Origin of the sequence: Azospirillum brasilense, assembly GCF_003349955.1 — a bacterium.
In the GTDB taxonomy this organism is placed as follows: Bacteria; Pseudomonadota; Alphaproteobacteria; order Azospirillales; family Azospirillaceae; genus Azospirillum; species Azospirillum brasilense_B.
The window spans coordinates 16,629-39,973 of the sequence record NZ_QLKQ01000031.1; the positions used below are offsets into that span (position 1 = coordinate 16,629).

The 23,345-nt window shown below is 67.9% G+C and carries 22 protein-coding genes; 11 read left to right on the top strand and 11 right to left on the bottom strand.

Features of this window, described 5'->3' with window-relative positions; translation table 11 throughout:
* Nucleotides 1–159: 159 nt before the first annotated feature.
* From DXK32_RS15230 to DXK32_RS15240, 3 genes are read left to right on the top strand one after another with little or no spacing between them, the layout of a single operon-like run.
* Nucleotides 160–891, top strand: a complete 732-nt coding sequence (locus DXK32_RS15230; protein ID WP_114859283.1) for a PAS domain-containing protein — start codon at nt 160–162, stop codon at nt 889–891.
* A complete protein-coding gene (locus tag DXK32_RS15235; RefSeq protein WP_114859284.1) occupies nt 888–2,948 on the top strand; it encodes a DNA translocase FtsK in 2,061 nt (686 codons plus the stop codon). Before DXK32_RS15230 ends, DXK32_RS15235 begins: the two co-directional genes overlap by 4 nt.
* A gap of 17 nt (nt 2,949–2,965) precedes the next feature.
* On the top strand, nt 2,966–3,457 hold the full coding sequence (locus DXK32_RS15240; protein ID WP_114859285.1) for a DinB family protein: 492 nt from the start codon (nt 2,966–2,968) through the stop codon (nt 3,455–3,457).
* A 14-nt stretch (nt 3,458–3,471) separates the two neighbouring features.
* On the opposite strand, the gene DXK32_RS15245 is transcribed toward DXK32_RS15240, so the two are convergent.
* From DXK32_RS15245 to DXK32_RS15265, 5 genes are all read right to left on the bottom strand, one after another.
* A complete protein-coding gene (locus DXK32_RS15245; RefSeq protein WP_114859286.1) occupies nt 3,472–4,200 on the bottom strand; it encodes an MgtC/SapB family protein in 729 nt (242 codons plus the stop codon).
* A gap of 86 nt (nt 4,201–4,286) precedes the next feature.
* Complete coding sequence (locus tag DXK32_RS15250; protein ID WP_114859287.1) at nt 4,287–4,637, bottom strand: hypothetical protein; 351 nt, start codon at nt 4,635–4,637, stop codon at nt 4,287–4,289.
* Between the two features lie 60 nt (nt 4,638–4,697).
* Nucleotides 4,698–4,970: a hypothetical protein gene (locus tag DXK32_RS15255; RefSeq protein ID WP_247877171.1), complete on the bottom strand. Its 273-nt coding sequence runs from the start codon at nt 4,968–4,970 to the stop codon at nt 4,698–4,700.
* Nucleotides 4,957–5,712 (bottom strand): DUF3944 domain-containing protein, encoded by a 756-nt coding sequence (locus DXK32_RS15260; protein ID WP_114859288.1) that lies wholly within the window; start codon nt 5,710–5,712, stop codon nt 4,957–4,959. The genes DXK32_RS15255 and DXK32_RS15260 overlap by 14 nt, the downstream gene beginning before the upstream one ends.
* Before the next feature lie 466 nt (nt 5,713–6,178).
* Nucleotides 6,179–6,994, bottom strand: a complete 816-nt coding sequence (locus DXK32_RS15265) for a hypothetical protein (protein WP_114859289.1) — start codon at nt 6,992–6,994, stop codon at nt 6,179–6,181.
* Between the two features lie 319 nt (nt 6,995–7,313).
* On the opposite strand from DXK32_RS15265, the gene carB reads away from it, so the two are divergent.
* A complete protein-coding gene (carB, locus tag DXK32_RS15270) occupies nt 7,314–10,565 on the top strand; it encodes a carbamoyl-phosphate synthase large subunit (RefSeq protein ID WP_114859290.1) in 3,252 nt (1,083 codons plus the stop codon).
* An 82-nt stretch (nt 10,566–10,647) separates the two neighbouring features.
* Entirely contained in the window at nt 10,648–11,121 is a 474-nt protein-coding gene (gene greA / locus DXK32_RS15275; RefSeq protein ID WP_081862970.1) for a transcription elongation factor GreA, read from the top strand.
* Between the two features lie 121 nt (nt 11,122–11,242).
* Here the strand turns inward: greA and DXK32_RS15280 are convergent, their stop codons facing one another.
* From DXK32_RS15280 to DXK32_RS15290, 3 genes are all read right to left on the bottom strand, one after another.
* On the bottom strand, nt 11,243–12,304 hold the full coding sequence (locus DXK32_RS15280; RefSeq protein WP_114859291.1) for a serine hydrolase domain-containing protein: 1,062 nt from the start codon (nt 12,302–12,304) through the stop codon (nt 11,243–11,245).
* Between the two features lie 131 nt (nt 12,305–12,435).
* Nucleotides 12,436–13,350 (bottom strand): dienelactone hydrolase family protein, encoded by a 915-nt coding sequence (locus tag DXK32_RS15285; RefSeq protein ID WP_247877172.1) that lies wholly within the window; start codon nt 13,348–13,350, stop codon nt 12,436–12,438.
* Between the two features lie 251 nt (nt 13,351–13,601).
* The gene (locus DXK32_RS15290) at nt 13,602–14,156 is read right to left on the bottom strand and encodes an Lrp/AsnC family transcriptional regulator (RefSeq protein ID WP_109072413.1); all 555 of its coding nucleotides are present in this window, start codon (nt 14,154–14,156) and stop codon (nt 13,602–13,604) included.
* A gap of 177 nt (nt 14,157–14,333) precedes the next feature.
* Here DXK32_RS15290 and DXK32_RS15295 point away from each other — a divergent pair, with 177 nt between their 5' ends.
* The 4 genes from DXK32_RS15295 (at nt 14,334) to trxB (ending at nt 17,979) form a co-directional block, all read left to right on the top strand.
* Nucleotides 14,334–15,323 (top strand): mitochondrial fission ELM1 family protein, encoded by a 990-nt coding sequence (locus DXK32_RS15295; protein WP_114859292.1) that lies wholly within the window; start codon nt 14,334–14,336, stop codon nt 15,321–15,323.
* A 166-nt stretch (nt 15,324–15,489) separates the two neighbouring features.
* Complete coding sequence (locus DXK32_RS15300; protein ID WP_114859293.1) at nt 15,490–16,146, top strand: 2OG-Fe(II) oxygenase; 657 nt, start codon at nt 15,490–15,492, stop codon at nt 16,144–16,146.
* A gap of 55 nt (nt 16,147–16,201) precedes the next feature.
* Complete coding sequence (locus tag DXK32_RS15305) at nt 16,202–16,888, top strand: 2OG-Fe(II) oxygenase (RefSeq protein WP_247877173.1); 687 nt, start codon at nt 16,202–16,204, stop codon at nt 16,886–16,888.
* Between the two features lie 104 nt (nt 16,889–16,992).
* Entirely contained in the window at nt 16,993–17,979 is a 987-nt protein-coding gene (trxB, locus tag DXK32_RS15310) for a thioredoxin-disulfide reductase (RefSeq protein WP_205215723.1), read from the top strand.
* 37 nt (nt 17,980–18,016) lie between these two features.
* On the opposite strand, the gene DXK32_RS15315 is transcribed toward trxB, so the two are convergent.
* The 3 genes from DXK32_RS15315 to DXK32_RS15325 form a co-directional block, all read right to left on the bottom strand.
* Entirely contained in the window at nt 18,017–18,472 is a 456-nt protein-coding gene (locus tag DXK32_RS15315) for a DoxX family protein (RefSeq protein WP_114859295.1), read from the bottom strand.
* 162 nt (nt 18,473–18,634) lie between these two features.
* Nucleotides 18,635–19,102: a Dps family protein gene (locus tag DXK32_RS15320; RefSeq protein ID WP_114859296.1), complete on the bottom strand. Its 468-nt coding sequence runs from the start codon at nt 19,100–19,102 to the stop codon at nt 18,635–18,637.
* A gap of 240 nt (nt 19,103–19,342) precedes the next feature.
* Nucleotides 19,343–19,834 (bottom strand): cache domain-containing protein, encoded by a 492-nt coding sequence (locus DXK32_RS15325; RefSeq protein WP_114859297.1) that lies wholly within the window; start codon nt 19,832–19,834, stop codon nt 19,343–19,345.
* 233 nt (nt 19,835–20,067) lie between these two features.
* Between DXK32_RS15325 and DXK32_RS15330 the strand changes: the two genes are divergently transcribed.
* Both DXK32_RS15330 and DXK32_RS15335 read left to right on the top strand, forming a co-directional pair.
* Nucleotides 20,068–20,991, top strand: a complete 924-nt coding sequence (locus DXK32_RS15330) for a ketopantoate reductase family protein (RefSeq protein ID WP_114859298.1) — start codon at nt 20,068–20,070, stop codon at nt 20,989–20,991.
* 246 nt (nt 20,992–21,237) lie between these two features.
* On the top strand, nt 21,238–23,277 hold the full coding sequence (locus DXK32_RS15335) for an elongation factor G (protein ID WP_114859299.1): 2,040 nt from the start codon (nt 21,238–21,240) through the stop codon (nt 23,275–23,277).
* The last annotated feature ends 68 nt before the right edge of the window (nt 23,278–23,345 follow it).

Consider the following 23,345-nt stretch of genomic DNA (forward strand, 5'->3'; position numbering starts at 1 on the left):
TCCGGGTGCGGCATCCGGGCGACAGGGTTAAGCCGGCTTGAACGGGGCGGTCCCTTGCGGTTGCGCCTGCCCGTCCCTTGCGGGTATGGTTCCGGCGGTCCATGAAAGCTCCAGGGGGTAGCCCCGCGGGGCGCCGCCCGAGAATTCCGCGCCCAATCCATGATCAAGGAAAGAACCGAGCTGGCGACGCCGCACCTGAGCGGCCTGCTTGACTTCTGGCTCACCAAATGCATCGGCGGGAAGCCGCCGGTGTCCAGCAGCATCGCCCCGGCCGACTTAAGGCCGTGGAAGGATAATATTGTGATTTTCGAGGTCATCGGCGACGACGACTTCGTTTATTCCTATTACGGCCAGTCGCTCGCCGCGGCCTTCGGGCATTCGCGCCTGGGCGCCACGCTGGACGATCTGCCGGAGGAGCAGCGGGCCATCCTGCGCCCCGAATACGCCTCGCTCCTGCGCGAACGGCTGCCGGTCGCCCGCGTCTACACCGCCGATTTCAGCGGCGTCATGCGGACTTGGGAGCGGCTGGCGCTGCCGATGTCCAGCGACGGCGAAACCATCGACAAGATCCTGGTCGCCGCCTACGAACTGCCGCCGGACGAACCGCCCAGCGCCGCGCTCACCCCCGACACGGCGGAGGATGAGGCGGAGTTCGAGATCGACATTCCGGACGTTCTTGTCGACGACAGGCCTGCCGATGGTGGGCCTGCCGATGACGGGCCGGAGGCGGACGACACGGCGGACGGCGAATCCGAGTCGCTTGCGGACGAGGGCGCCGGCATCGACGACGATCCGAGCGACGATGTCTCCGACGGCGACGCCCCCGACGACGCCGAAGACGAAGACGGCGAGTCCCTATCCACCGAACAGAAACCGGGAGCCCCGGCATGACGCCGCGCACGCCCCACCTGACCGCGCCCGTGACCCAGTCGGGAGTCGTCACCGCCGACGAGTTCAATCTGTGGTGCGCGCTGAACGGCCGCCCCTTTAACCTGATCCCCAACGCGCGCCCGGACGGGCGGCTGCTGTGGGACGTGGAGGTGCTCCCCGGAACCCCGCGCGCCGGCACGGTCTATTCGACCAACCTTGGTGACGAGGCGCTGGCGGTGGTCGCCGGCTTCGCCTTCCTGTCCGGCGTTGAATGGGCCTACGAGGCACGCCCCGCGGACACCGCCGTCCCGCCCCCGGCGTCGGATGCCGCCGTGGACGCGCCGGAGGAGGTGGAGGATGTCCTCATTCCCGACGCCGAGGATCTGCCCGAGGATCTGCCCCAGGATCTGCCTGAGGCCCTGTCCGAGGACGCGGAGTCGGAGGAGGCCGAGGACGACGTCCTGGCCCATGGGGGCGATGCGGAGGACATCGACGACCTCGACGAGGATGGCGACGAGGATGGCGACGAATCCGACGAGGATGCGCCGCCCATCGGCGAGGACGATCCCTACGCCCTGCCCGGCACCACGCTCCTCCAGAACCCGCCGCCGCGCCCGCCGCAGCAGCATGACGAGACCGTCCTGGCCCGCAACGCCCGGATGCTGGAGACGGTGCTGCGGAACTTCCGCGTCCGCGGCGAAATCATGGACGTGCGCCCCGGCCCCGTCGTGACGCTCTACGAGTTCGAGCCGGCGCCGGGCACCAAGTCGGCCACGGTCATCAACCTGACCGACGACATCGCCCGCTCCATGAGCGTGGTCACCGCCCGCATCGCCATCGTACCGGGCCGCAGCGTGATCGGCGTCGAGCTGCCGAACCCGGTGCGCGAGATGGTCTATCTGCGCGAGATGTTCGACCACACGGCCTTCGCCGAGTCGCAGGCCCATCTCGCCATCGCGCTCGGCAAGGACATCAGCGGGGAGCCGGTGGTGGCCGACCTCGCCCGCATGCCGCACCTGCTGGTCGCCGGCACCACCGGGTCGGGCAAGTCGGTGGCGATCAACACGATGATCCTGTCGCTGCTCTACCGGCTGCCGCCCGACCGCTGCCGCTTCATCATGGTGGACCCCAAGATGCTGGAGCTGTCGGTCTATGACGGCATCCCGCATCTGCTGACGCCGGTCGTCACCGACCCGAAGAAGGCGGTGATCGCGTTGCGCTGGGCGGTGCGCGAGATGGAGAGCCGCTACGAGGCGATGTCCAAGCTCGGCGTGCGCAACATCGAGGGCTACAACGCCCGCATCGCCGAGATGATCGCCAACGGCGAGCCGATGCCCCGTCGCCATGTGCCGGGCGAGGCCGAGGCCGTCTTCGACCTGACCCCGCAGGAGCCGACGCCGCTCCCCTACATCGTGGTCATCGTGGACGAGATGGCCGACCTGATGCTGGTGGCCGGCAAGGAGATCGAGGCGGCGATCCAGCGTCTCGCCCAGATGGCCCGCGCCGCCGGCATCCACCTCATCATGGCGACGCAACGCCCGTCGGTCGACGTCATCACCGGCACCATCAAGGCCAACTTCCCGACCCGCATCAGCTTCCAGGTCACCAGCAAGATCGACAGCCGCACCATCCTGGGCGAGGCCGGGGCGGAGCAGCTGCTCGGCCAGGGCGACATGCTCTACATGGCCGGTGGCGGCCGCATCACCCGCGTCCACGGTCCCTTCGTCTCCGATTCGGAGGTCGAGGAGATCGTGCAGTTCATCAAGTCGCAGGGCGCCCCCAACTACGTCACCGCCATCACCGAGGAAGAGGACGAGGCGGTCGCCGACGAGGACGACGAGAGCGGCGGCGGCAACTCCGGCGACGACCTCTACATGCAGGCCGTCAACCTCGTGGTGCGCGAGGGCAAGGTGTCGGTCAGCTTCATCCAGCGCCAGCTCCAGATCGGCTACAACCGCGCCGCCCGTCTGGTCGAGCGGATGGAGACGGAGCGCGTGGTCGGCCAGGCCAACCACCAGGGCAAGCGCGAGGTGCTGCTGTCGCCCGCCGGCCTGTCGGCCAAGCGCGCCGGGGTCTAGGAACAGGGGAGAGGGCGATGAAGGCGCATTTCGAACGGTTCGCGCGCTACAACCGCTGGGCCAACCGCCGCCTCTACGCGGTGGCGGCCGAGCTGTCGGATGCCCAGTACCGCAAGGACCGCAGCGCCTTCTTCCGCTCGGTGCGGGGCACGCTGAACCACATCCTGGTGGCCGACCGGGTTTGGCTGCGCCGCATCGCGGGGGACGGGCCGACGCCCTTCGCCCTCGACGAGATCCTTTATGACGGCTTCGACGAACTGCGCGCCGCCCGCGAAGCGGAGGACGAGCGCCTCATCCGCGTCGTGGCGGAGCAGGAAGAGGCGCGCTTCGCCACGGACCTCCACTACCACTCGCTGGGCGGGCAGGCCTTCACCATGCCCTTTTCCGCGGTGCTGGCCCATGTCTTCAACCACCAGACCCACCACCGCGGTCAGGCGCACACCCTGCTGACGCAGTTCGGGCTGGCCGCGCCCAGCATCGACTTCGCCTATTTTCTGTTGGACAAGTAAGAAGCCTCGTCGCGTCACATGCGCGACGGCGACAGGCGGAACTCCACCACCGGGCTGGTGCGGGCGAGCTTGTCGATCAGCTCCATCGGGTCCGGCGTGCCGTTGGCCTGGAGCGTGAGCTGATACTCCAGATGGCCGCTGCCGTTGCGCAGGTGGAAGGCCCAGGACACGATCTCATAGCCATGCTCCAGCGCCTTGACGCGCAGCACCTCCGCCGGAGGCGCCTGGTCGCGTTCGAAGACCAGCATCACCTGGACCACCGTGTGGTGAGGCAGCGCCGCCTCCAGCTTGCGGAAGCCGCTCATCACCAGGATGACCAAAAAGGCCGCGCCGATGGCCGCGGCATAGAAGCCCAGCCCGACGGTCACCCCGATCGCCGCCGCCGTCCAGATCGACGCCGCGGTGGACAGGCCGCGGATGGAAAAGCCCTCCCGCATGATAACCCCGGCGCCGAGGAAGCCGATGCCGGTCACGATGCCCTGGACGACCCGCGTCGGGTCGCCGCCCCCGCCGGTGCCGCCGCCGATGCCGCCGTACCACAGGCCGGGATAGGCGTTGACGACGGTCAGCGCCGTCGCGGCGAGGCAGACCAGCGCGTAGGTCCGCATCCCCGCCGCCCGTCCGTGGAAGGAGCGCTCGTAGCCCATCAGAATGCCGAGCCCCAGCGCCCCGACCAGATGCAGCAGGATGATGCCGTTGGCGGCCAACTCGGCCGGTGACCAGTAGGCGGACAGGTTCTGCATGACGCTCCCTCCCCGGAACGAGCGGTCCCGGGACGCCCAGTGTAGCGCCGATTGGTTAGCGAAGGGTCACCCTGCCCCCGCGCGCCCTACCCCAGTGCGCCGAGCGTCCAGCGGGCGAACAGAGCCACCAGCATGCCCTCCGCGGTGGCCAGCATCAGCCGCAGCATCAGGCCCACAAGGTCGGAGACGCGGTCGCGGCGCGGAAACACCTCGGCGAGCATGCCGGCGACCGCGCGCCGCAGGTTCAGGCTGACCAGCCCGATCACCAGCGCCACGACGGCGGTGCCGACCACGTAATAGAGCGCGCCCTTCCAGCCGGCGAAGCTCTGCGGGTGTTCCAGATAGAAGAGCGTGCCGACGACGATCCAGACGGCGGACGGCCAGACCCCCACCATGTCGGCGCCCCCGGCCGGCTTGGCCCCGCCGGGGGCGGGCATCGGAGGCTCCGGTGGGGGCTCCGGCGGGGGCTGCACGCTCCAGGGCACCGCGACCTCCCGTCAGCCCCCCGGCACGTGCCGGAAGGCCAGCACGCGGGCCGGGCGGCCGTCCTCGTCGGACAGCGGCAGCAGCAGTTCGACGAAGCGCGCCCCCGGCAGCATCGGGTCGTCGCGCACCAGAAGGCCTCGCGGCTCCCCTGTCTCCGGGCAGGTGCGCAGGTCGGCGTTGAAGCGTTCCGCCGCTTCGGCGGGATGGCAGTCGCCGACCGGACGGGATACGAACTCGCGGAACTGCGCTGTGTCGATGTCGCGGGCCTCCCTAGCTAAAAGCAAGTGTTTCGGGTTCCCCTGCGTATAACTGCTTCTGGCGAAGAGCGGCAACTTGAATAACCGCCGGTATCGTAACACGATACGCAGGGCTGGCAATATCAATGGCTGTCCACAGTCCAGTGATGGTCCATCCGATAGGACCAGTCAGAATGGCCATGGTTCGCGTGAGAGCCGCGCCGCCCGCAAAGCTAAGCCCACGCCCAATCAGCGCCTTCAGCACAGCATTAACGACGATAACCGTCAGCTTATAAGACGTAAACCCACCAGCCCGAAAGATAGCTTGAAAAGCACCGATCATTGCCTGCGGAGTAATATTGTTGGTATTTTTTATGCCCGCAGAAATAGCCAGCTCCTTCAACTCGTCTGGCTTCATTTTTTCAATAGCATCCGATAAAATCTTCATCAAGAGATTGGATTCAATGATCTCTACGCTAGAGTTTTTATTGTAATTAACTTTCATTTTATCGCAGATATCCATTAACACTTCCTTATACAGAACACCTTTACCGCCACGAAGCATGGTCGCAAGGGTGTTCGCGCCAAAACATTGAATCTCCGCAGCAATGAGTTCCCAATACTTTTTATGATCGGGATAGTGCTCCTTATATTCTGAAGCCGTCGTCAGCTCTTCGGTAATTCGAGCAATTCCGTCACGATCGTGAGTAAGACAATAAACAAGATCATCCAAATCCTTCGAATCAACAGCTTCAAGAAAGCTCAAATCTTCATCAGGACGATATGCCATAAGAACTCCCTTTCAATAGAGGGGATTTGTTAAAAAATCCATTATCCTCACCACGCGAGCTCCATAACATGGCAGCACCAAAACCGGAAGGCGTAAATTCGCCGCACCTCCGGACAGAAAAGGGAAAAAGTTCGCGATAATCACCGCTTGGCGCGAGCAGGCATGCGACAACGCAAAGATGCGACGCAAAGATGCTTAGACGGCGCTCATCCAGGCCAGGACTAAAGACGTGTTGCAGCCACAGCCGAAAACAGCGCCGCCAACAGGACCCTCTAGCGAACTTCTTTTTTGCGGCTGAAACAGGTCGCCCTGCCCTCGCAATTACCGGCCTGCAGCTTACCTGCCCCGGGCTCCTATAGAGGAGCCAATCAGACACCTGCTATGTCGACGGCACTGACCGGCTCCGGCCTCTTGGGGTACAGTCCCGCAGGTGGGGGCTGGGCGCTCCAGGGCACCGCGGCCTCCGTCAGCCCCCCGGCACGTGCCGGAAGGCCAGCACGCGGGCCGGGCGGCCGTCCTCGTCGGACAGCGGCAGCAGCAGTTCGACGAAGCGCGCGCCCGGCAGCATCGGATCGTCGCGCACCAGTAGGCCGCGCGGCTCCCCCGTCTCCAGGCAGGCGCGCAGGTCGGCGTTGAAGCGTTCCGCCGCTTCGGCGGGATGGCAGTCGCGGACCGGACGCGGCACCACGCGCTGCCCGATCCGCCGCTGCACCGCCCGCCCGCAGGCGCGGTAGAGGAAATCCTCGCCGCCGTTCAGCGGCTCCATCAGACACAGGCGCGGCACGCATTCGCGGATCTGCGCGGTGTCGATGTCGCGCGCCTCCGGCATCGGGCGTCCGCGCAGGACGCGCCGCCAGTGGACGTAAAGCAGGCTGGCGATCTGCGGAAGCTGGTCGAGGTCGAGCGGCTCCGACCGGCAAACCGGCGGCGCGGGCGGCGGCGGCGGAACGGCGGGCGCCACGGCCGCAACCGCGCGCACCGGCGCTGCGGCCGCCACGACCTCCGGCACCGGCTTCGCGGCGGCGGGGCGGCTGGCGAAGACCGGCTGGCGCTCCGGCCGCCCGCCATGCTTCTTCAGCATCGGCAGTGGCGCCCAGGTCTGGCAGGTGTGGTAGGAGCGCGTGACCTTCCGGTAATCCTGGCTGGTCGCCGTCCGGCACTCACCTTCCGCGCTGTAGCGGTCGACGTGGACGAGCGTGTTGTCGTCCGACAGGGCGCGGTCGCCCCCCCACGAAACGCAGGCGGCGCAGGCGCGGCTGTCCTTGGCGAAAGCGTGGGTCATCGTTGGACGCGAACTCCGGAGGCGGTCAGGACGGGTGTGCGGGCTTCTCCCGCTGGACGAATTCGGAACACGCCGGGTTTCCGGCGCACCCCGATTGATGACGCCCTTTCGGCGCGGGTTCAAGCCTTGCCTCGCCGCCCGCTGGCGATGTTTCAGACATGTGGCCCGCGCATCATCCCACCCCTTCCCCCGCGCCGCCTTGTTCCCTATAAAGGGGCCTCGCAACGACATATTGATCCGTGCCCTCTCACACCCGCGCCCCGAAAGGGGCCAATGGCGCGAGGGGGCTTTTGCTGCACGAACGTCGAGAAGCGGACCCATGCCCAAGCGCACTGATATCAAATCCATCTGCATCATCGGCGCGGGGCCGATCGTCATCGGCCAGGCTTGCGAGTTCGATTACTCCGGCGTCCAGGCGTGCAAGGCGCTGCGCGAGGAAGGCTTCCGCGTCATCCTGGTCAACTCCAACCCGGCCACCATCATGACCGATCCGGGTCTGGCCGACGCCACCTACATCGAGCCGATCACCCCGGCCGTGGTGGCGAAGATCCTGGAGAAGGAGCGCCCCGACGCCCTGCTGCCGACCATGGGCGGCCAGACCGCGCTGAACACCGCCATGGCCCTGTCCGACGACGGCACCCTCGAACGGCTGGGCGTGGAGATGATCGGCGCCAAGCGCGACGTCATCGCCAAGGCCGAGGACCGCATCCTGTTCCGCGACGCCATGGACAAGCTGGGCCTGGAATCGCCGCGCTCGCGCCTCGTGCGCAACATGCAGGAGGCGACCGAGGCGCTGGAGTTCGTCGGCCTGCCCGCGATCATCCGCCCCAGCTTCACGCTGGCCGGCACCGGCGGCGGCATCGCCTACAACCGCGCCGAGTTCGAGGACATCGTGCGCGGCGGCCTGCGCGCCAGCCCGGTCGGCGAGGTGCTGATCGAGGAGTCGGTGCTGGGCTGGAAGGAGTATGAGATGGAGGTCGTCCGCGACAAGGCGGACAACTGCATCATCGTCTGCGCCATCGAGAACATCGACCCGATGGGCGTCCACACCGGCGATTCGATCACCGTCGCCCCGTCGCTGACGCTGACGGACAAGGAATACCAGATCATGCGCAACGCCTCGATCGCGGTGCTGCGCGAGATCGGGGTGGAGACCGGCGGGTCCAACGTCCAGTTCGCGGTGAACCCGGCGAACGGCCGCCTGATCGTCATCGAGATGAACCCGCGCGTGTCGCGCTCCTCCGCGCTGGCCTCGAAGGCCACCGGCTTCCCGATCGCCAAGATCGCCGCGAAGCTGGCCATCGGCTACACGCTGGACGAGCTGACCAACGACATCACCGGCACCACCCCGGCCAGCTTCGAGCCGACGATCGACTACGTCGTCACCAAGATGCCGCGCTTCACCTTCGAGAAGTTCGCCGGCACCGAGCCGCTGCTGACCACCTCGATGAAGTCGGTGGGCGAGGCCATGTCGATCGGCCGCACCTTCCAGGAGTCGGTGCAGAAGGCGCTGCGCTCCATGGAGACCGGCCTGACCGGCTTCAACGAGGTGCGCATCGGCGACAGCGACACGCCGGACGCCTCGGCCATCCGCGGCGCCCTGGCCCGGCCGACGCCGGACCGCCTGCTGGTCATCGCCCAGGCCTTCCGCCACGGCTTCACCGTCGCCGAGGTCCAGCAGGTCTCCAAGTACGACCCGTGGTTCCTGGAGCAGATCAAGGCGCTGGTGGACCGCGAGCAGGCGATCCGCAGCGGCGGCCTGCCGACCGACAAGGCCGGCTGGCAGGCGCTGAAGCAGATGGGCTTCTCCGACGCCCGTCTGGCCGAGCTGGCCGGTAAGTCCGAGGGCGAGGTCGCCGAGGCCCGCCGCGCCGCCGGGGTCACGCCGGTCTTCAAGCGCATCGACACCTGCGCCGCCGAGTTCGCCTCGCGCACGCCCTACATGTACTCCACCTACGAGACCGACGGCACGGGTGCCGCCGAGTGCGAATCGGACCCGACCGCTCAGCGGAAGGTCGTCATCCTGGGCGGCGGGCCGAACCGCATCGGCCAGGGCATCGAGTTCGACTATTGCTGCGTCCACGCCGTCTACGCGCTGCGCGAGGCCGGCATCGAGACCATCATGGTCAACTGCAACCCGGAGACGGTGTCCACCGACTACGACACCGCCGACCGCCTGTATTTCGAGCCGCTGACCGCCGAGGACGTGATCGAGCTGGTCCGCGTCGAGCAGCGCAACGGCACGGTGCTCGGCTGCATCGTGCAGTTCGGCGGCCAGACGCCGCTGAAGCTGGCCGACGCTCTGGAGAAGGCCGGCATCCCGATCCTCGGCACCTCGCCGGACGCCATCGACCTCGCCGAGGACCGTGAGCGCTTCCAGAAGCTGCTGCACCAGCTCAACCTGCTCCAGCCGGCCAACGGCCTCGCCCGGTCGCTGGAGGAGGCGGAGACGGTCGCCGCGCGGATCGGCTTCCCCGTCGTCATCCGTCCGTCCTACGTGCTGGGCGGCCGCGCCATGGAGATCGTCCACGACATGGCCGGGCTCAAGCGCTACATGGGCACCGCCGTGAAGGTGTCGGGCAAGAACCCGGTGCTGATCGACAGCTACCTGCAGGACGCCATCGAGGTGGATGTGGACGTGGTGGCCGACGCCACCGGCCAGGTCTACATCGCCGGCATCATGGAGCACATCGAGGAGGCCGGCATCCATTCCGGCGACTCGGCCTGCGCCCTGCCGCCCTACTCGCTGCCCGCCGAGACCATCGCCGAGATCGGCCGTCAGGGCGAGGCGCTGGCCCGCGCCCTGCACGTCGTCGGCCTGATGAACGTCCAGTTCGCGGTGAAGGACGGCACGGTCTACATCCTGGAGGTCAACCCGCGCGCCAGCCGCACGGTGCCCTTCGTCGCCAAGGCCACCGGCACCGCCATCGCCAAGGTCGCCGCCCGCGTCATGGCCGGGGAAAAGCTGGCCGACTTCACGCTGAACGGCCCGACCCCGCCGCACACCGCCGTGAAGGAGGCCGTGTTCCCCTTCGCTCGATTCCCCGGCGTCGACATCGTGCTCGGCCCGGAGATGAAGTCGACGGGCGAGGTGATGGGCCTCGACCACAACTTCGCGCTGGCCTTCGCCAAGTCGCAGCTCGGCGCCGGCGTCACCCTGCCGGTCCAGGGCACCGTCTTCATCTCGGTGAAGGAGCGCGACAAGCCGTCGGCCGTGCAGATCGGGCAGAAGCTGCACGCCATGGGCTTCCGCGTCCTGGCGACCACCGGCACCGCGGCGGCGCTGCGCCAGGCCGGCGTCCCGGCGGAGTCGATCAACAAGGTGGTGGAAGGCCAGCCGCACATCGTCGACGCGATGATCAACGGCGAGGTGCATCTGGTGATCAACACCACGGACGGCGCGCAGGCCCTGTCCGACAGCTTCAGCCTGCGGCGCACGGCGCTGACCTACAACCTGCCTTACTACACGACCATGGCCGGTGCACGCGCGGCGGTGGAAGCGATTGCCGCACTCCGGAACGGCAGCCTTGAAGTCGCGCCGTTGCAGTCGTACCTTAGCGGTTCCTATTAGGACGGTTTACGGCGCGGCGGACCTCCTCCGCCGCGCCGTAGCTTTCCCAGGGCGCTGCGTCGGCATGGTGATGGATTGAACGATGGAAAAAGTTCCAATGACTGCGGCGGGATACAACCGCCTGCAAGAGGAGTTGAAGCACCTCAAGACTGTCGAACGGCCCAACGTCATCAAGGCGATCGCCGAGGCGCGTGAGCACGGGGACTTGTCGGAGAACGCCGAATACACCGCCGCGCGTGAACGCCAGAGCTTCATCGAGGGCCGCGTCGCGGAGCTGGAGGACAAGATCAGCCGCGCCGAGGTCATCGATCCGACGAAGCTGTCCGGCAGTGCGGTGAAGTTCGGCGCCACCGTCACGCTCGCGGACGAGGACACCGACGAGGAGATCACCTACCAGATCGTCGGCCAGGACGAGAGCGACATCAAGAACGGCATGCTGTCGATCCAGGCGCCGTTGGCCCGCGCGCTGATCAACAAGTCGGTCGGCGACAGCGTGGAGGTCTCCACCCCCGGCGGCTCCAAGGTCTACGAGATCGTCACCGTCGCCTTCAAGTAAGCGCGGGTTCACGCTTCAGGGGCCGGTTCGCAAGATCGGCCCCGCCACCGACCGCGAAACGAAACGCCCCGCACCGACAGCCGGTGCGGGGCGTTTCGTTTTCATCCCTTGAGCTGAACATCTAGGCAACCCAGGAGAACCGGAATGCGTTGTGCTCCGCAGGCAGGACCGATCGCGCGACGGAGGCGGCGAGTGGCATGCCGTGGTCACTGTTCGTCAGGATGACGAATCCGTCCTTGGACAGGACGGAGGCCATGGCAAAGGCACGGAATCCAGGGTTGTTGCCCCATTGCCAGATGTAAGGGCCGCCCGGTGCGCGTTCGATTCCCCAGCCGAGACCCCAGGCGAGTCCAAGCTTGCGGTCTACCTCCACCGGCTTTGCGAGCACCAGTGACAAGAGCCGATCATTGGTCAGCAGCGCCGACATGAACCTCGCATAGTCGGCCGCCGTGGTGTACAGCGATGCGGCGGCCACGGCGCTTTTGAACCGGACTTGCCGCTTGAAGCCGAAGGCCGTGGTACCGACGACCGCGCGCTCCGCGAAGGCGTCGCGCCAGATCAGGCTGGTGCTGGCCATGCCAAGCGGCCCGAACACGTTCTCATCGAGATAGGCTGAGAGTTCCGTGTTCGTGATGGCCTCGATCACAGCCTGTAGAATGACGAAGCCCTCGCCTGAATACCCCCAACGCTCACCCGGTTCGGACTCGAAAGAGAGCGTTTCACTGGACCAGTTCGGAAGGCCGGAGGTGTGATTGAGCAGTTGGGCCACGGAAATTCGACTGAGCGCATTTCCGAGCATGACGTCATGGGGGTCGCCGGGTGATCGGGCCAGCACGCTGTGAAAGTGCTTGTACCCAGCGGGCAGGTAGTGAGACGCCGGGGCATCGAGGTCCAGCCGGCCGTCGAGAACCAGTTGCAGCGCCGCAAACGCGACGACGGGTTTGGTGAGCGAAGCCGCCTGAAAGACGGTGTCGGCCCGCGTGGTGTTCTCGCCGCATCCTGAAAGCGCCACTGGGGCCGCAGGGATGCCGGACTGTAACGTGGCATAGACTGCAGAGCAGACGTCCAACTCCTCCGCAAGCGCGGAAACGGGGCGCTCGCGAAGCTCTATGATGTTACTTGCGCAGGACGCGAGAACGGGAAAGGCCGCACCGGCCAGAAAGTTCCGACGACTGATGCGCATAGGGTGCAGATCCTGATGAGGCCGACCAAGCGTGAGTTTCGTGCGTTTAATTGAGAAACACACGAAACTCCAGCCTTTTGATAGCAAGCGGATTCACGCCTCAAACCGATCCCGATTTTACGCGATCCGCTCTACCCCCGCAGCCGTTCCGCCAGGAAGGCGGTGACCCGCTCAATGGCGTCCTTGCGGGCGGACTCGTCGGTGCCGACCGTCGCCTCGCCCGCCGGGGCGGTCGCCAGATTGCGGCGCTTGCGCAGCGGCGAATGGGGGGAGTCGAAGCCGTGATGGGCGTCGGGGTAGACCACCACCTCGGTGCGCTCCTTCACCGGCTCGCGGTTCGCCAGTTCCAGGCAGCGCTCCGCCGGGGTCCACTCGTCCTTGCCGCCCAGCAGCATCAGCAGCGGACCCTCCGGCTGCCAATCGGCGTCGCCCAGCGGCGTCCGGCAACCGGGGTAGAAGGCGATGGCTGCGCGGAAGCCGTTCCCCTGCCCGCCCGGCCCATAGGCGGCCAGCACCGTGCCCGCCCCCTGCGACCAGCCCATCAGGGCGATCCGGTCGCTGTCCACGTCGCTGCGCGCGCGCAGATAGGCCAGCGCCGCCCAGGCGTCGCGCTTGCGCTCCTCGGTGGCCCGGACGGGGCGGTCCTTGACCGTGCAGACCTCCGCCACGCCGCGCGGGCCGAAGCTGTCCACCATCAGCACCGCGTAGCCCTGCTCGCGCAGCGTCAGCGCCCAGTCGATGTGCCGGGCCGACACCCGCCCGGTGTTGGCGTAGAGGCCGCTGCAGCCGTGCAGCAGGACGACGGTGGGATAAGGGCCGTCGGCCTTGGGACGCAGGAAGCGACCGGTCAGGGCTGTCGGGGCGCCGCTGGTCAGGTCGGCGTCGAGCGAGGGGAAGCGGACGATCTCCTCCGCATGGACGCCCGGCGTGGCCGCAACGGCCGGCGGGGAGCCGAGCAGAGGCGGCAGGGCCAAGGCGGCGGCAAGCGCCAGCGTCGGCAGGAACAGGCGCGGCGGAAGGGCACGGCGGCGGGGTGAGGCCATCATCGTCTCCCGGTCACGGGCAAAATCATCACGGGGAAAATCGGCGAAGTCGGTTGCGCGCAAGTTTAGCACCTTCGCCGTGTGAAAGCATCGCACGTGCGAAGACGGGCAGGAATCCGTTTTTGGAAACGCTCGGCGTCACAAAATTGCACGAGGGCCGCGCTCCCGAAACGCGAACAGCCGGCACCACATCCCATGCGCGGGGTGCGGTGCCGGCTGTCCTGGAAAAGGCTTCGCGTCGGTGTGGAGCCGCGTCAGCGGCGCGCCACACGGGTGGAGGACTCGTCCTCGTCCTCCTCGTCGTCATCCTCCAGCGAGTCGGGGATGTCCGGCGAATCCACATCGATCGGCACACCGGGCGTGTGCTTCGACGTGCGGATCGACAGGGCCGACTTGACGTGCGCCACGTTGGGCGCCGCCGTCAGCTTCGTCGTCAGGAAGCGCTGGTAGTCGTCCCAGTCCTCCGCCACGATCTTCAGCAGGAAATCATATTCGCCCGCCAGCATGTTGCATTCACGCACCATGGGCCAGGAGTTGACGAGTTCCTCGAATTTCTTTAGGTCCACTTCAGCTTGGCTGGACAGGCCGACCTGGGCGAACACGGTGACACCGAACCCGAGCGCGTCGGGGTTGATGTCAGCGTGGTAGCCGCGGATGAAGCCCGCCTCTTCCAAGGCGCGGACACGCCGCAAACACGGAGGGGCAGAGATGCCGGCACGCCTCGCGAGTTCTACGTTGGTCATCCGGCCGTCATTTTGCAGGTCGCGCAAAATCCGCCGGTCAATTCGGTCGAGTTTGACCCGCCGCATGGTTTGCTCGGTCGCTCCGGGGGTGATTTGAAGAAAGGATATTACACGGCGCAGCCATCCACGCCAAGCAAGAAACCCGTATCGGCGTCGGTGGAAAAACTTTCTATCGATGCATCCGGCCCCGACGCCCATCTGGGCGCGACAACCCGCCGCACCCTCAAAACCATTCGTGTGACGATGCAGTCCTCCCTTCCCGGTTCCCTCACCTGCTGGGTCGTCTCGGACGGCAAGCCCGGCATGGAAAACCAGTGCATCGGCCTCGCCGAGGCGCTGGGCCTCGCCCCCGTCGTGAAGCGTGTGCGGCTGCGCAGCCCGTGGCGCCAGCTCAGCCCCTTCCTGCGGCTGGGCAACCGCTTCGCCGCCGGGCCGGAGGGCGATTCCATCCGCGCGCCCTGGCCCGACCTGATGATCGGTTCCGGACGGCAGGCCATCGCGCCGCTGCTGGCCGCCAGCGCGCAGTCGCGCGGGCGGACCTTCACCGTCTACATCCAGGACCCCCAGATCAACCCGCGCCATTTCGGCCTCGTCGTGGTGCCCCGCCACGACCGGCTGCGCGGCCCCAATGTCATGGCCACCCGTGGCGCCCTGCACCGCGTGACGCCCAAGCTGCTGGCCGAGGCCGCGCAGCGTCACGCCCCCCGGCTCGCCGACCTGCCGCACCCGCGCGTCGCCGTTCTGATCGGCGGCACCAACGGCGTCTACGCCCTGACCCCGACCATCATGGGCGACGTCGCGGAGAAGCTGTCGGAACTGGCCCGCGGCAAGGGGGCCGGGCTGATGGTCACCCCGTCGCGCCGCACCGGCGCCGACAACGAGGCGATCCTGCGCGCCCGCCTGAACGGCCTGCCGGCGGAGGTGTGGGACGGCACCGGCGAGAACCCCTATTTCGCTTATCTCGGGCTGGCCGACGCGGTGGTGGTGACCTGCGACAGCGTGTCCATGACCTCGGAGGCCTGCTCCACCGGAAAGCCGGTCTACGTGATCGAGCTGGAGGGCGGCTCGCCCAAGTTCCGCAGCTTCCACGAAGAACTCTACAAAGAAGGCATCACCCGGCCCTTCACCGGCGCCCTGGATCACTGGAGCTACCCAACGTTGGACGACACCCGGCAAGTCGCCGAAGAGTTGCGCCATCGTCTTCTGGCCCACCGCGCCAAGCATGGCGCCTGAAATCTGCGGAACCAAGCGCTCCGTAATGCCGCGACGCATCATCGTATGCTTGCGCTGTTCAGGGAGAGGAATTCTGTCAAACGCTTCATGAACGTTATTTCATTTAGCGCGTGTGCAGCCCTGTGGTACTTCGCTTTTACCGCTGGGACGCATTGGATCTTTTCTCATGGTTTCGCCTGACGCGGTCCAGGACGCCTTCATCCGCTGCCTGGACAACGCCCCGACCAAGGATGACCCGTATCGCCACTGGCTGTTGTCGCGCGCTCTCACCGACGAGGCCGCGGACGGCATCGCCGCCCTGCCCTGGGCGCCGCCGCCGGTCGGCGACACCATGGGCAAGCGGGACACCAACAACGCCACCCGCAGCTATTTCTGCGCCCGCAGCCGGGCCGAGCATCCCGTCTGCGACGCGGTCGCCACGGCCTTCCAGCGGCGGGCGGTGACGGAAGCGATCGGGCGCACCTGCGGCGTCGATCTGGCCGGCACCTCGCTGCGCATCGAGTACTGCCAGGACACCGACGGCTTCTGGCTGGAGCCGCACACCGACATCGGCGTCAAGAAGTTCACGATGCTGATCTATCTCTCCAAGGGACCGGACTGCGCCGACTGGGGCACCGACGTGCTGGACGACACCCGCACCGTCGTCACCCGCGCGCCCTACGCCTTCAACGGGGGACTGGTCTTCGTGCCCGCGCCGAACACGTGGCACGGCTTCGCCCCGCGCCCGATCCGCGGCGTGCGCAAGTCGATCATCGTGAACTATGTCGGCCCGGAATGGCGCGCCCGCCACGAGCTGGCCTTCCCCGACACGCCCGTCACCTGATTTGCCCTCGCCTGAATTGCCGTGGCCTGAATTGCTGCCGTCTGGAGACCACCCCATGTCCACGCCCACCTCCATGCTGGATCTGGACCGCTTCCGCGCCACCCCGCTGCAGCACGAGCCATTCGACTTCCTCTGCGTCCCCGGCTTCGTGAAGCGGGAGCATCTGGAGGCCCTGCACCGCGACTACCCCAAGGTGGACAAGCCCGGCTCGATCCCGCTCGGCGTCTTCCCGCAGGGACCGGCCTTCGACGCCCTGATCGAGGAGTTGCGCGGCGCGGCGGTCTGCCAGGCCTTCTCGGAGAAGTTCGGGCTGGACCTGTCGCGCTACCCGACCATGTTCACCGCCCGCGGCATGTGCCGGGCGACCGACGGCAAGATCCATCCCGATTCGGCCAGCAAGATCGTCACCGTGCTGATCTACATGAACCCGCCCTGGGAGGCGTCGGGCGGGCGCCTGCGCGTCCTGCGCAGCCCGAACCTGGAGGATTACGCCGCCGAGGTGCCGCCGGACGAGGGCACGCTGCTGTGCTTCCGCCGCTGCGACACCTCCTGGCACGGGCACCATTCCTTCGAGGGCCGGCGCCGCGCCGTGCAGATGAACTGGGTCCGCAACAGCGTCTACATCTGGCACGAGCAATGGCGCCACCGCGTCGGCGCCTGGCTGAAGAACCGGACGGGGGCGCTCCGGCGCAGTATTGAGGGGCGTTTCCCGGGCGGCCGGGGTGAAACATCGTCCCCATGAGGGGGCGGCATGGCAGGCTTTCCGATGACAGCGCGCCGGATCTGGACCATATGTTCGGCGCGGCCCTATGGTCCGCACCAGACCAGATCGTGACGGACAGAGCGATGCCCAGCACCCACCACACCAAGGTTCTCATCATCGGCGCCGGTCCTGCCGGCTACACCGCGGCCATCTACGCGGCGCGCGCCAACCTGCAGCCGCTGATGGTGCAGGGCATGCAGCCGGGCGGCCAGCTCATGATCACCACCGACGTCGAGAATTATCCCGGCTTCGCCGACCCCATCCAGGGGCCGTGGCTGATGGAGCAGATGCAGAAGCAGGCGGAGCATGTCGGGACCAAGATGGTCTTCGACCTGATCACCGACGTCGACTTCAGCCAGCGCCCCTTCGTCTGCAAGGGCGACTCGGGCGACACCTACACCGCCGACAGCGTCATCATCGCCACCGGCGCGCAGGCCCGTTGGCTGGGCATCTCCAGCGAGGAGATCTACCGCGGCTTCGGCGTGTCGGCCTGCGCCACCTGCGACGGCTTCTTCTTCCGCGGCAAGGAGATCGCGGTGATCGGCGGCGGCAACTCCGCGGTGGAGGAGGCGCTGTACCTCACCAACCACGCCTCCAAGGTGACGGTCATCCACCGCCGCGACAGCTTCCGCGCCGAGCGGATCATGCAGGACCGGCTGTTCCGCAACCCCAAGATCGAGGTGGTGTGGGACAGCGTCGTCGAGGAGATCGTCGGCGAGGGCGACGGCTCGCTGGGCAACCCGCGCGGCGTCACCGGCGTGCGCGTGAAGAACGTGAAGTCGGGCGAGGAGCGGGTGATCCCGGTGGCCGGCGTCTTCGTCGCCATCGGCCACGTCCCGGCCACCGCCGTCTTCCAGGGCAAGGTGGAGACCGACACCGAGGGCTACATCGTCACCGCCCCCGATTCGACGGCCACCAACGTGCCGGGCGTCTTCGCCGCGGGCGACGTCAAGGACAAGATCTACCGGCAGGCCGTCACCGCCGCCGGCATGGGCTGCATGGCCGCCCTGGAGGCCGAGCGCTGGCTGGCCCACCACGAGGGCGAGCCGAGCCCGGCGGGCAACTGGTAAGTCTGTTTTAGCGGGGGGCCGGGCGACCGGCCCCCGCCTACCGCCGGTTCATCAGCCCGTCGACGCTGAACCGCCCGGCTCCGGCGGCGATCAGCGCGAGGAAGCCGCCGATGATGGCGAGGTTCTTCATGAACTGGATGCGCTGCATCCCCTGGGCCTCCGGCGGGTAGGTCCAGTAGCGGTGGGCGATCAGGGTCGCCATGATGGTGAAGAGCACCACCGCCGCCGCGGCCAGCCGCGTCCAGGCCCCCAGCACCACGGCCAGACCGCCGAAGCATTCCACCGCACCGCCCAGCGCGGCCAGCAGCATCGGCATGGGCAGCCCTTGCCCTTCCAGGCTCCCGGCGAAGGCGCCGAGGTCCATCAGCTTGCCGAAGCCGCTCTGCACAAAGATCGCCCCGATCAGCAGCCTCGCGGCCAGCAGCAGCGCGTCCTGCGCGCCCGTCGCCGCACGGTCAGCCCCGCGCGCTCGGTCGTAATTGTAGGAGGCCATGGCGCCCTCTCCCGCGTCCATCGGACATCCAAGGAGAACGCGCGGCCCCGCCCGCTTGTTTCGCCCTGCTGTTTTGTTCGGCCCAAAAAGGACGGGGCGCCGCCCCGAAGGACGGCGCCCCGCCAAATCACAATGCCGAATCGCGAACCGCCGTGATGACGACTACTCCAGCATGGAACGCAGCATCCAGGCGGTCTTCTCGTGGATCTGCAGGCGCTGGGTCAGCAGGTCGGCGGTCGGCTGGTCGTTGGCCTCCTCGGCGGTCGGGAAGACCTTGCGGGCGGTGCGGGCGACGGCCTCGTGCCCCTCGACGAGCTGGCGCAGCATCTCCTGCGCGTTCGGAACGCCCTGCTCCTCCTTGATCGAGGCGAGCTTGGTGAACTGCGAGAAGCTGCCCGGCGCCGGATAGCCGAGGGCGCGGATGCGTTCCGCCACCTCGTCCAGGGCGGTCCACAGCTCCGTGTACTGGGTCATGAACATGGTGTGGAGCGTGTTGAACATCGGCCCCGTGACGTTCCAGTGGAAGGAATGCGTCTTCAGGTACAGGGCGAAGGTGTCGGCGAGCACGTTGTTCAGGCCGTCGGCAATGGCCTTGCGGTCGGCTTCCGCGATCCCGATGTCGATCTGCATGGTTTCTCTGTCCTCCGAGGGGTTGTCTTCCATTCTTGGCTGCAATCGAGGCTACGCCCCGCTGCGCCTCGGGTAAAGACCCTACTTTAGAAACTTTCTAAAAAGCAGCCCTGCGCAACCCGCATGCCCCGGCATGCCGTGAAGGCCACCCCCGACAAGCTTGGCCGCGCCCGGTGCGGATCAAGATGTGCGCCGCAACAGCATCCGTATCAAGCGCTCCGAAGGCCCGGCCCCGCGGCGTCAATGGTACAGGCCGACATAGGCGACCAGATCCTGGCCCGGCACACGCTTCACGAAGGTGGTCTTCGCCTCGATCCGGTCGCTGGCCGGGTTCAGCCAGCGGTAGTCCACCCAGCCCTCGCCGGCATCGCGCGCCACCGACAGGATGTCGCGGACGATGTCGCGCCCGTCCGGGTCCTTCACGTTGATCACGCTCATCCCGACCCCGGCGGGCCGGGGCGGATAGACCTTCCACACCCCGGCGAAGTCGATGACGGTGACGTAGAGCGCGCCGTGCCGGAACTCGCCGTCGCGGTTGAACGCCGCCGCGGCCGCGTCCAGCCCCCGCACGGCGATCAGCTCCGCCGCCTTCAGCGCGATGGCGCGGACCTGCTCCCGCTCCGGATCGGCGGGCTGGGCGCGGGCGCCCGCGAAGTGGACCGGCGCCACCAGAAGGGCGGCCAGCAAAACCCACAAGACGCGGAGCGGCGGCGTTCGGACGAAGACGCTCATGGCAAATCCCCTGGACCGGCCGATGCAGGAAAATGGGCGCCGATCGGTCCGCCCACTGTCGAAAGAAAGCCGCCCTCCGGCAATCCGCAATCCTGCGGCCTATTGCCGCAAAGTTCCGCGCGGGCCACACTGTCCCCAGCGTCCGGCACCAAAGGCCCGCCCGGCCACCGCCGATTCCCCGGCCCCATTCAACGGTGCGCGCCGGCCCGGACCGCATTTGGGAGGAGCAACGCATGCGCATCGCAATCATGGGGGCGGGCGCGGTCGGCGGCTATTTCGGCGCGCGCCTCGCGGCGACCCACGGAGCCGAGGTGCATTTCATCGCCCGCGGCGCGCATCTGGAGGCCATCCGTCGCGACGGCCTGCGCATCGAAAGCGAGGCCGCCCCCCTGCACCTGACCGATGTCCGCGCGACCGACGACCCGGCGGAGATCGGGCCGGTGGACCTCGTGCTGTTCGCCGTCAAGCTGTGGGACACCGACCGCGCGGCGGAGGCCTGCCGCCCGCTGGTGAAGCCGGGCACCGTGGTGGTCACCGTGCAGAACGGCGTCACCGGCATGGACACGCTGTGCCAGATCCTGGGGCGGGAGCATGTGGCGGGCGGCGTCGCGCACATCGGCGCCACCATCGCCGCCCCCGGCGTGATCCGCCACACCGGGACGCTGGCCCGCCTGACCTACGGGGAGCTGGACGGGCGTCCCTCCCCCCGGCTGACCGCCTTCCACGCGCTGGCCGAGGCGGCCGGCTTCGAGGGGGTGCTGTCCGCGGCGATCCTGCGCGCCCAGTGGGAGAAGTTCGCCTTCCTGGCGCCCTTCAGCGGGGTCACCGCCCTGACCCGACAGCCCGCCGGGGTGATCCGCCGCGTTCCGGAAAGCCGCGCCCTGTTCCTCGACGCGGTGGCCGAGGTCGCCCGGCTCGCCCGCGCCCGCGACATCGATCTGGGCACCGGCATCGTCGCCCGCGTCGAGGCGCTGCTCGACGGCGTGCCGCCCGCCATGACCTCGTCCATGCTGAACGACCTGACGCGGGGCGGACGGCTGGAGCTGCCCTGGCTGTCCGGGGCGGTGGTCCAGCTGGGATCGGAGCTGGGGGTGCCGACGCCCGTCCACCGGGTGATCGCGGCGGCCCTGGCGCCCTACGCCGACGGACCGCCTTAAGGAGTGACACCCCAGCGGGGGCGGCGTGACGTCATGCCGCCCCTTTTTTCCATCGACAGGTCCCCCGCCACGGGTGGACCATAACCTTGAAAAGGCACTGTTTTCAAAGCACCGGACCAGTCCGGCACCCTGTCAGGGCCATGCGCGCCGCCGGTGCTTCCGGCCACAGCGTCCCACCCGGCCCACCCAGGCCACCCGGCGTTCCGGCCGATGCCCACACGGGAAGACGCCATACGGGAGGTGTGCATGCCCCATTCACAGATCCAGACGGCCCGCTGCGCCGCGCTGGTCGGCCCCTATCTCAGCGGCAAGACATCGCTTCTGGAAAGCCTGCTGTCCGCCGCCGGGGCGACCACGCGCAAGGGCAGCGTCCGCGACGGCAACGCGGTCGGCGACAGCTCCCCCGAGGCCAAGGCCCGGCAGATGAGCGTCGAGGTCAACGTCGCCTCCTTCGAGTTCCTGGGCGAGCGCTGGAGCGTGCTCGACTGCCCCGGCTCGGTGGAGTTGGCCTGCGAGACGCAGAGCGCCCTGATGGTGGCCGACGTAGCGGTGATCGTGGCCGAGGCGGCGCCGGAGAAGGCCGTGCTGCTCGCCCCCCTGTTCAAGTTCCTCGACGACAACCGCATCCCCCACCTGCTGTTCATCAACAAGGTGGACAGCCTGGGCGACCTCAGGGTGCGCGATGTGGTGCAGGCCTATCAGGCGGTGTCGGCGCGCAAGCTGGTGCTGCGCGAGGTGCCGATCCGCGAGGGCGGCAGGATCACCGGCTTCGTCGATCTGGTCAGCGAGCGCGCCTGGCACTTCAACCCGCACAAGCCGTCCAACCTCGTCCAGATCCCCGACAGCCTGAAGGACCGCGAGCACGAGGCCCGGCAGGAGATGCTGGAGGCGGTCGCCGACTACGACGACGCGCTCCTGGAGAAGCTGCTGGAGGACGTCGCCCCCGACACGCAGGAGGTCTACGACCGGCTGGCCAGCGAGCTGGCCGACGACCTGATCGTCCCGGTCTTCTTCGGCTCGGCGGAGAACGACAACGGCATCCGCCGCCTGCTGAAGGCGCTGCGCCACGAGGGGCCGGACGTCGCCACCTCGGCGGAGCGCGCCGGCATCCCGGCGGACGCCACGGTGGCCGCCCAGGTCTTCAAGACGCTGAACGGCTCCCACGCCGGCAAGATCAGCCTCGTCCGGGTCTGGCGCGGAACGGTCAACGACGGCATGACGCTGGGCGGGGAGCGGGTGTCGGGCGTCTTCCGCATGATGGGCCACAGTCAGGAGAAGCTGTCCCAGGCGGCGGCCGGCGAGGTGGTGGCGCTCGGCCGGCTCGACAAGGCGGCGACCGGCGACCTGCTGACCGACAAGGGCAACGCCGGCCGGTCGGCGCCGTGGCCGGAGCTGCCGCCGCCCGTCTTCGGCCTCGCCCTGCACGCCCAGAACCGCAACGACGAGGTGAAGCTGACCGCGGCCATCCAGAAGCTGGTCGAGGAGGACCCGTCGCTGAGGCTGGACCAGTCCACCGACACCGGCGAGCTGGTGCTGTGGGGCCAGGGCGACATCCATCTCCAGATCGCCATGGACCGGCTGCGCAACAAGTTCAACGTCTCGGTCAAGGGCGTGCCGCCGCAGGTGCCCTATCGTGAATCGATCCGCAAGGGCACGTCCCACCACGCCCGCTACAAGCGGCAGACCGGCGGCCACGGCCAGTTCGCCGACATCCATGTGGAGGTCAAGCCGCTGCCCCGCGGCACCGGCTTCCAGTTCGAGGACGGCGTCGTCGGCGGCGTCGTGCCGCGCCAGTTCATTCCGGCGGTGGAGACCGGCGTGCGCGACTACGCGGTGCGCGGGCCGCTGGGCTTCCCCGTGGTCGATTTCGCGGTGCGGCTGACCGGCGGCCAGTTCCACGCCGTGGACAGCTCCGAAATGGCCTTCAAGACGGTGGCGCGGCAGGCGATGGCCGAGGCGCTTCCGGCCTGCGAACCGGTGCTTCTGGAACCGATCCTGACCGTCTCCATCGCCGTGCCCAGCGACTTCACCTCGAAGGTGCAGCGGCTGGTCAGCGGGCGGCGCGGGCAGATCCTCGGCTACGACGCGCGCCCCGGCTGGCAGGGCTGGGACGAGGTGAAGGCCTATCTGCCGCAGGCCGAGATGCACGACCTGATCGTCGAGCTGCGCTCGCTGTCGCTCGGCGTCGGCACCTTCACCTGGAGCTTCGAGCGGTTGCAGGAGCTGACTGGCAAGGCCGCCGACAAGGCGGTGGAGATCCGCAAGGAGACGCTGGCCGCGCAATAGCTGGCGGTGTGCGGGGGCGCGGGGCCGGGGGAGCGCCCTCCGGCCCCTTTTTCATGGACGGGTGGCGC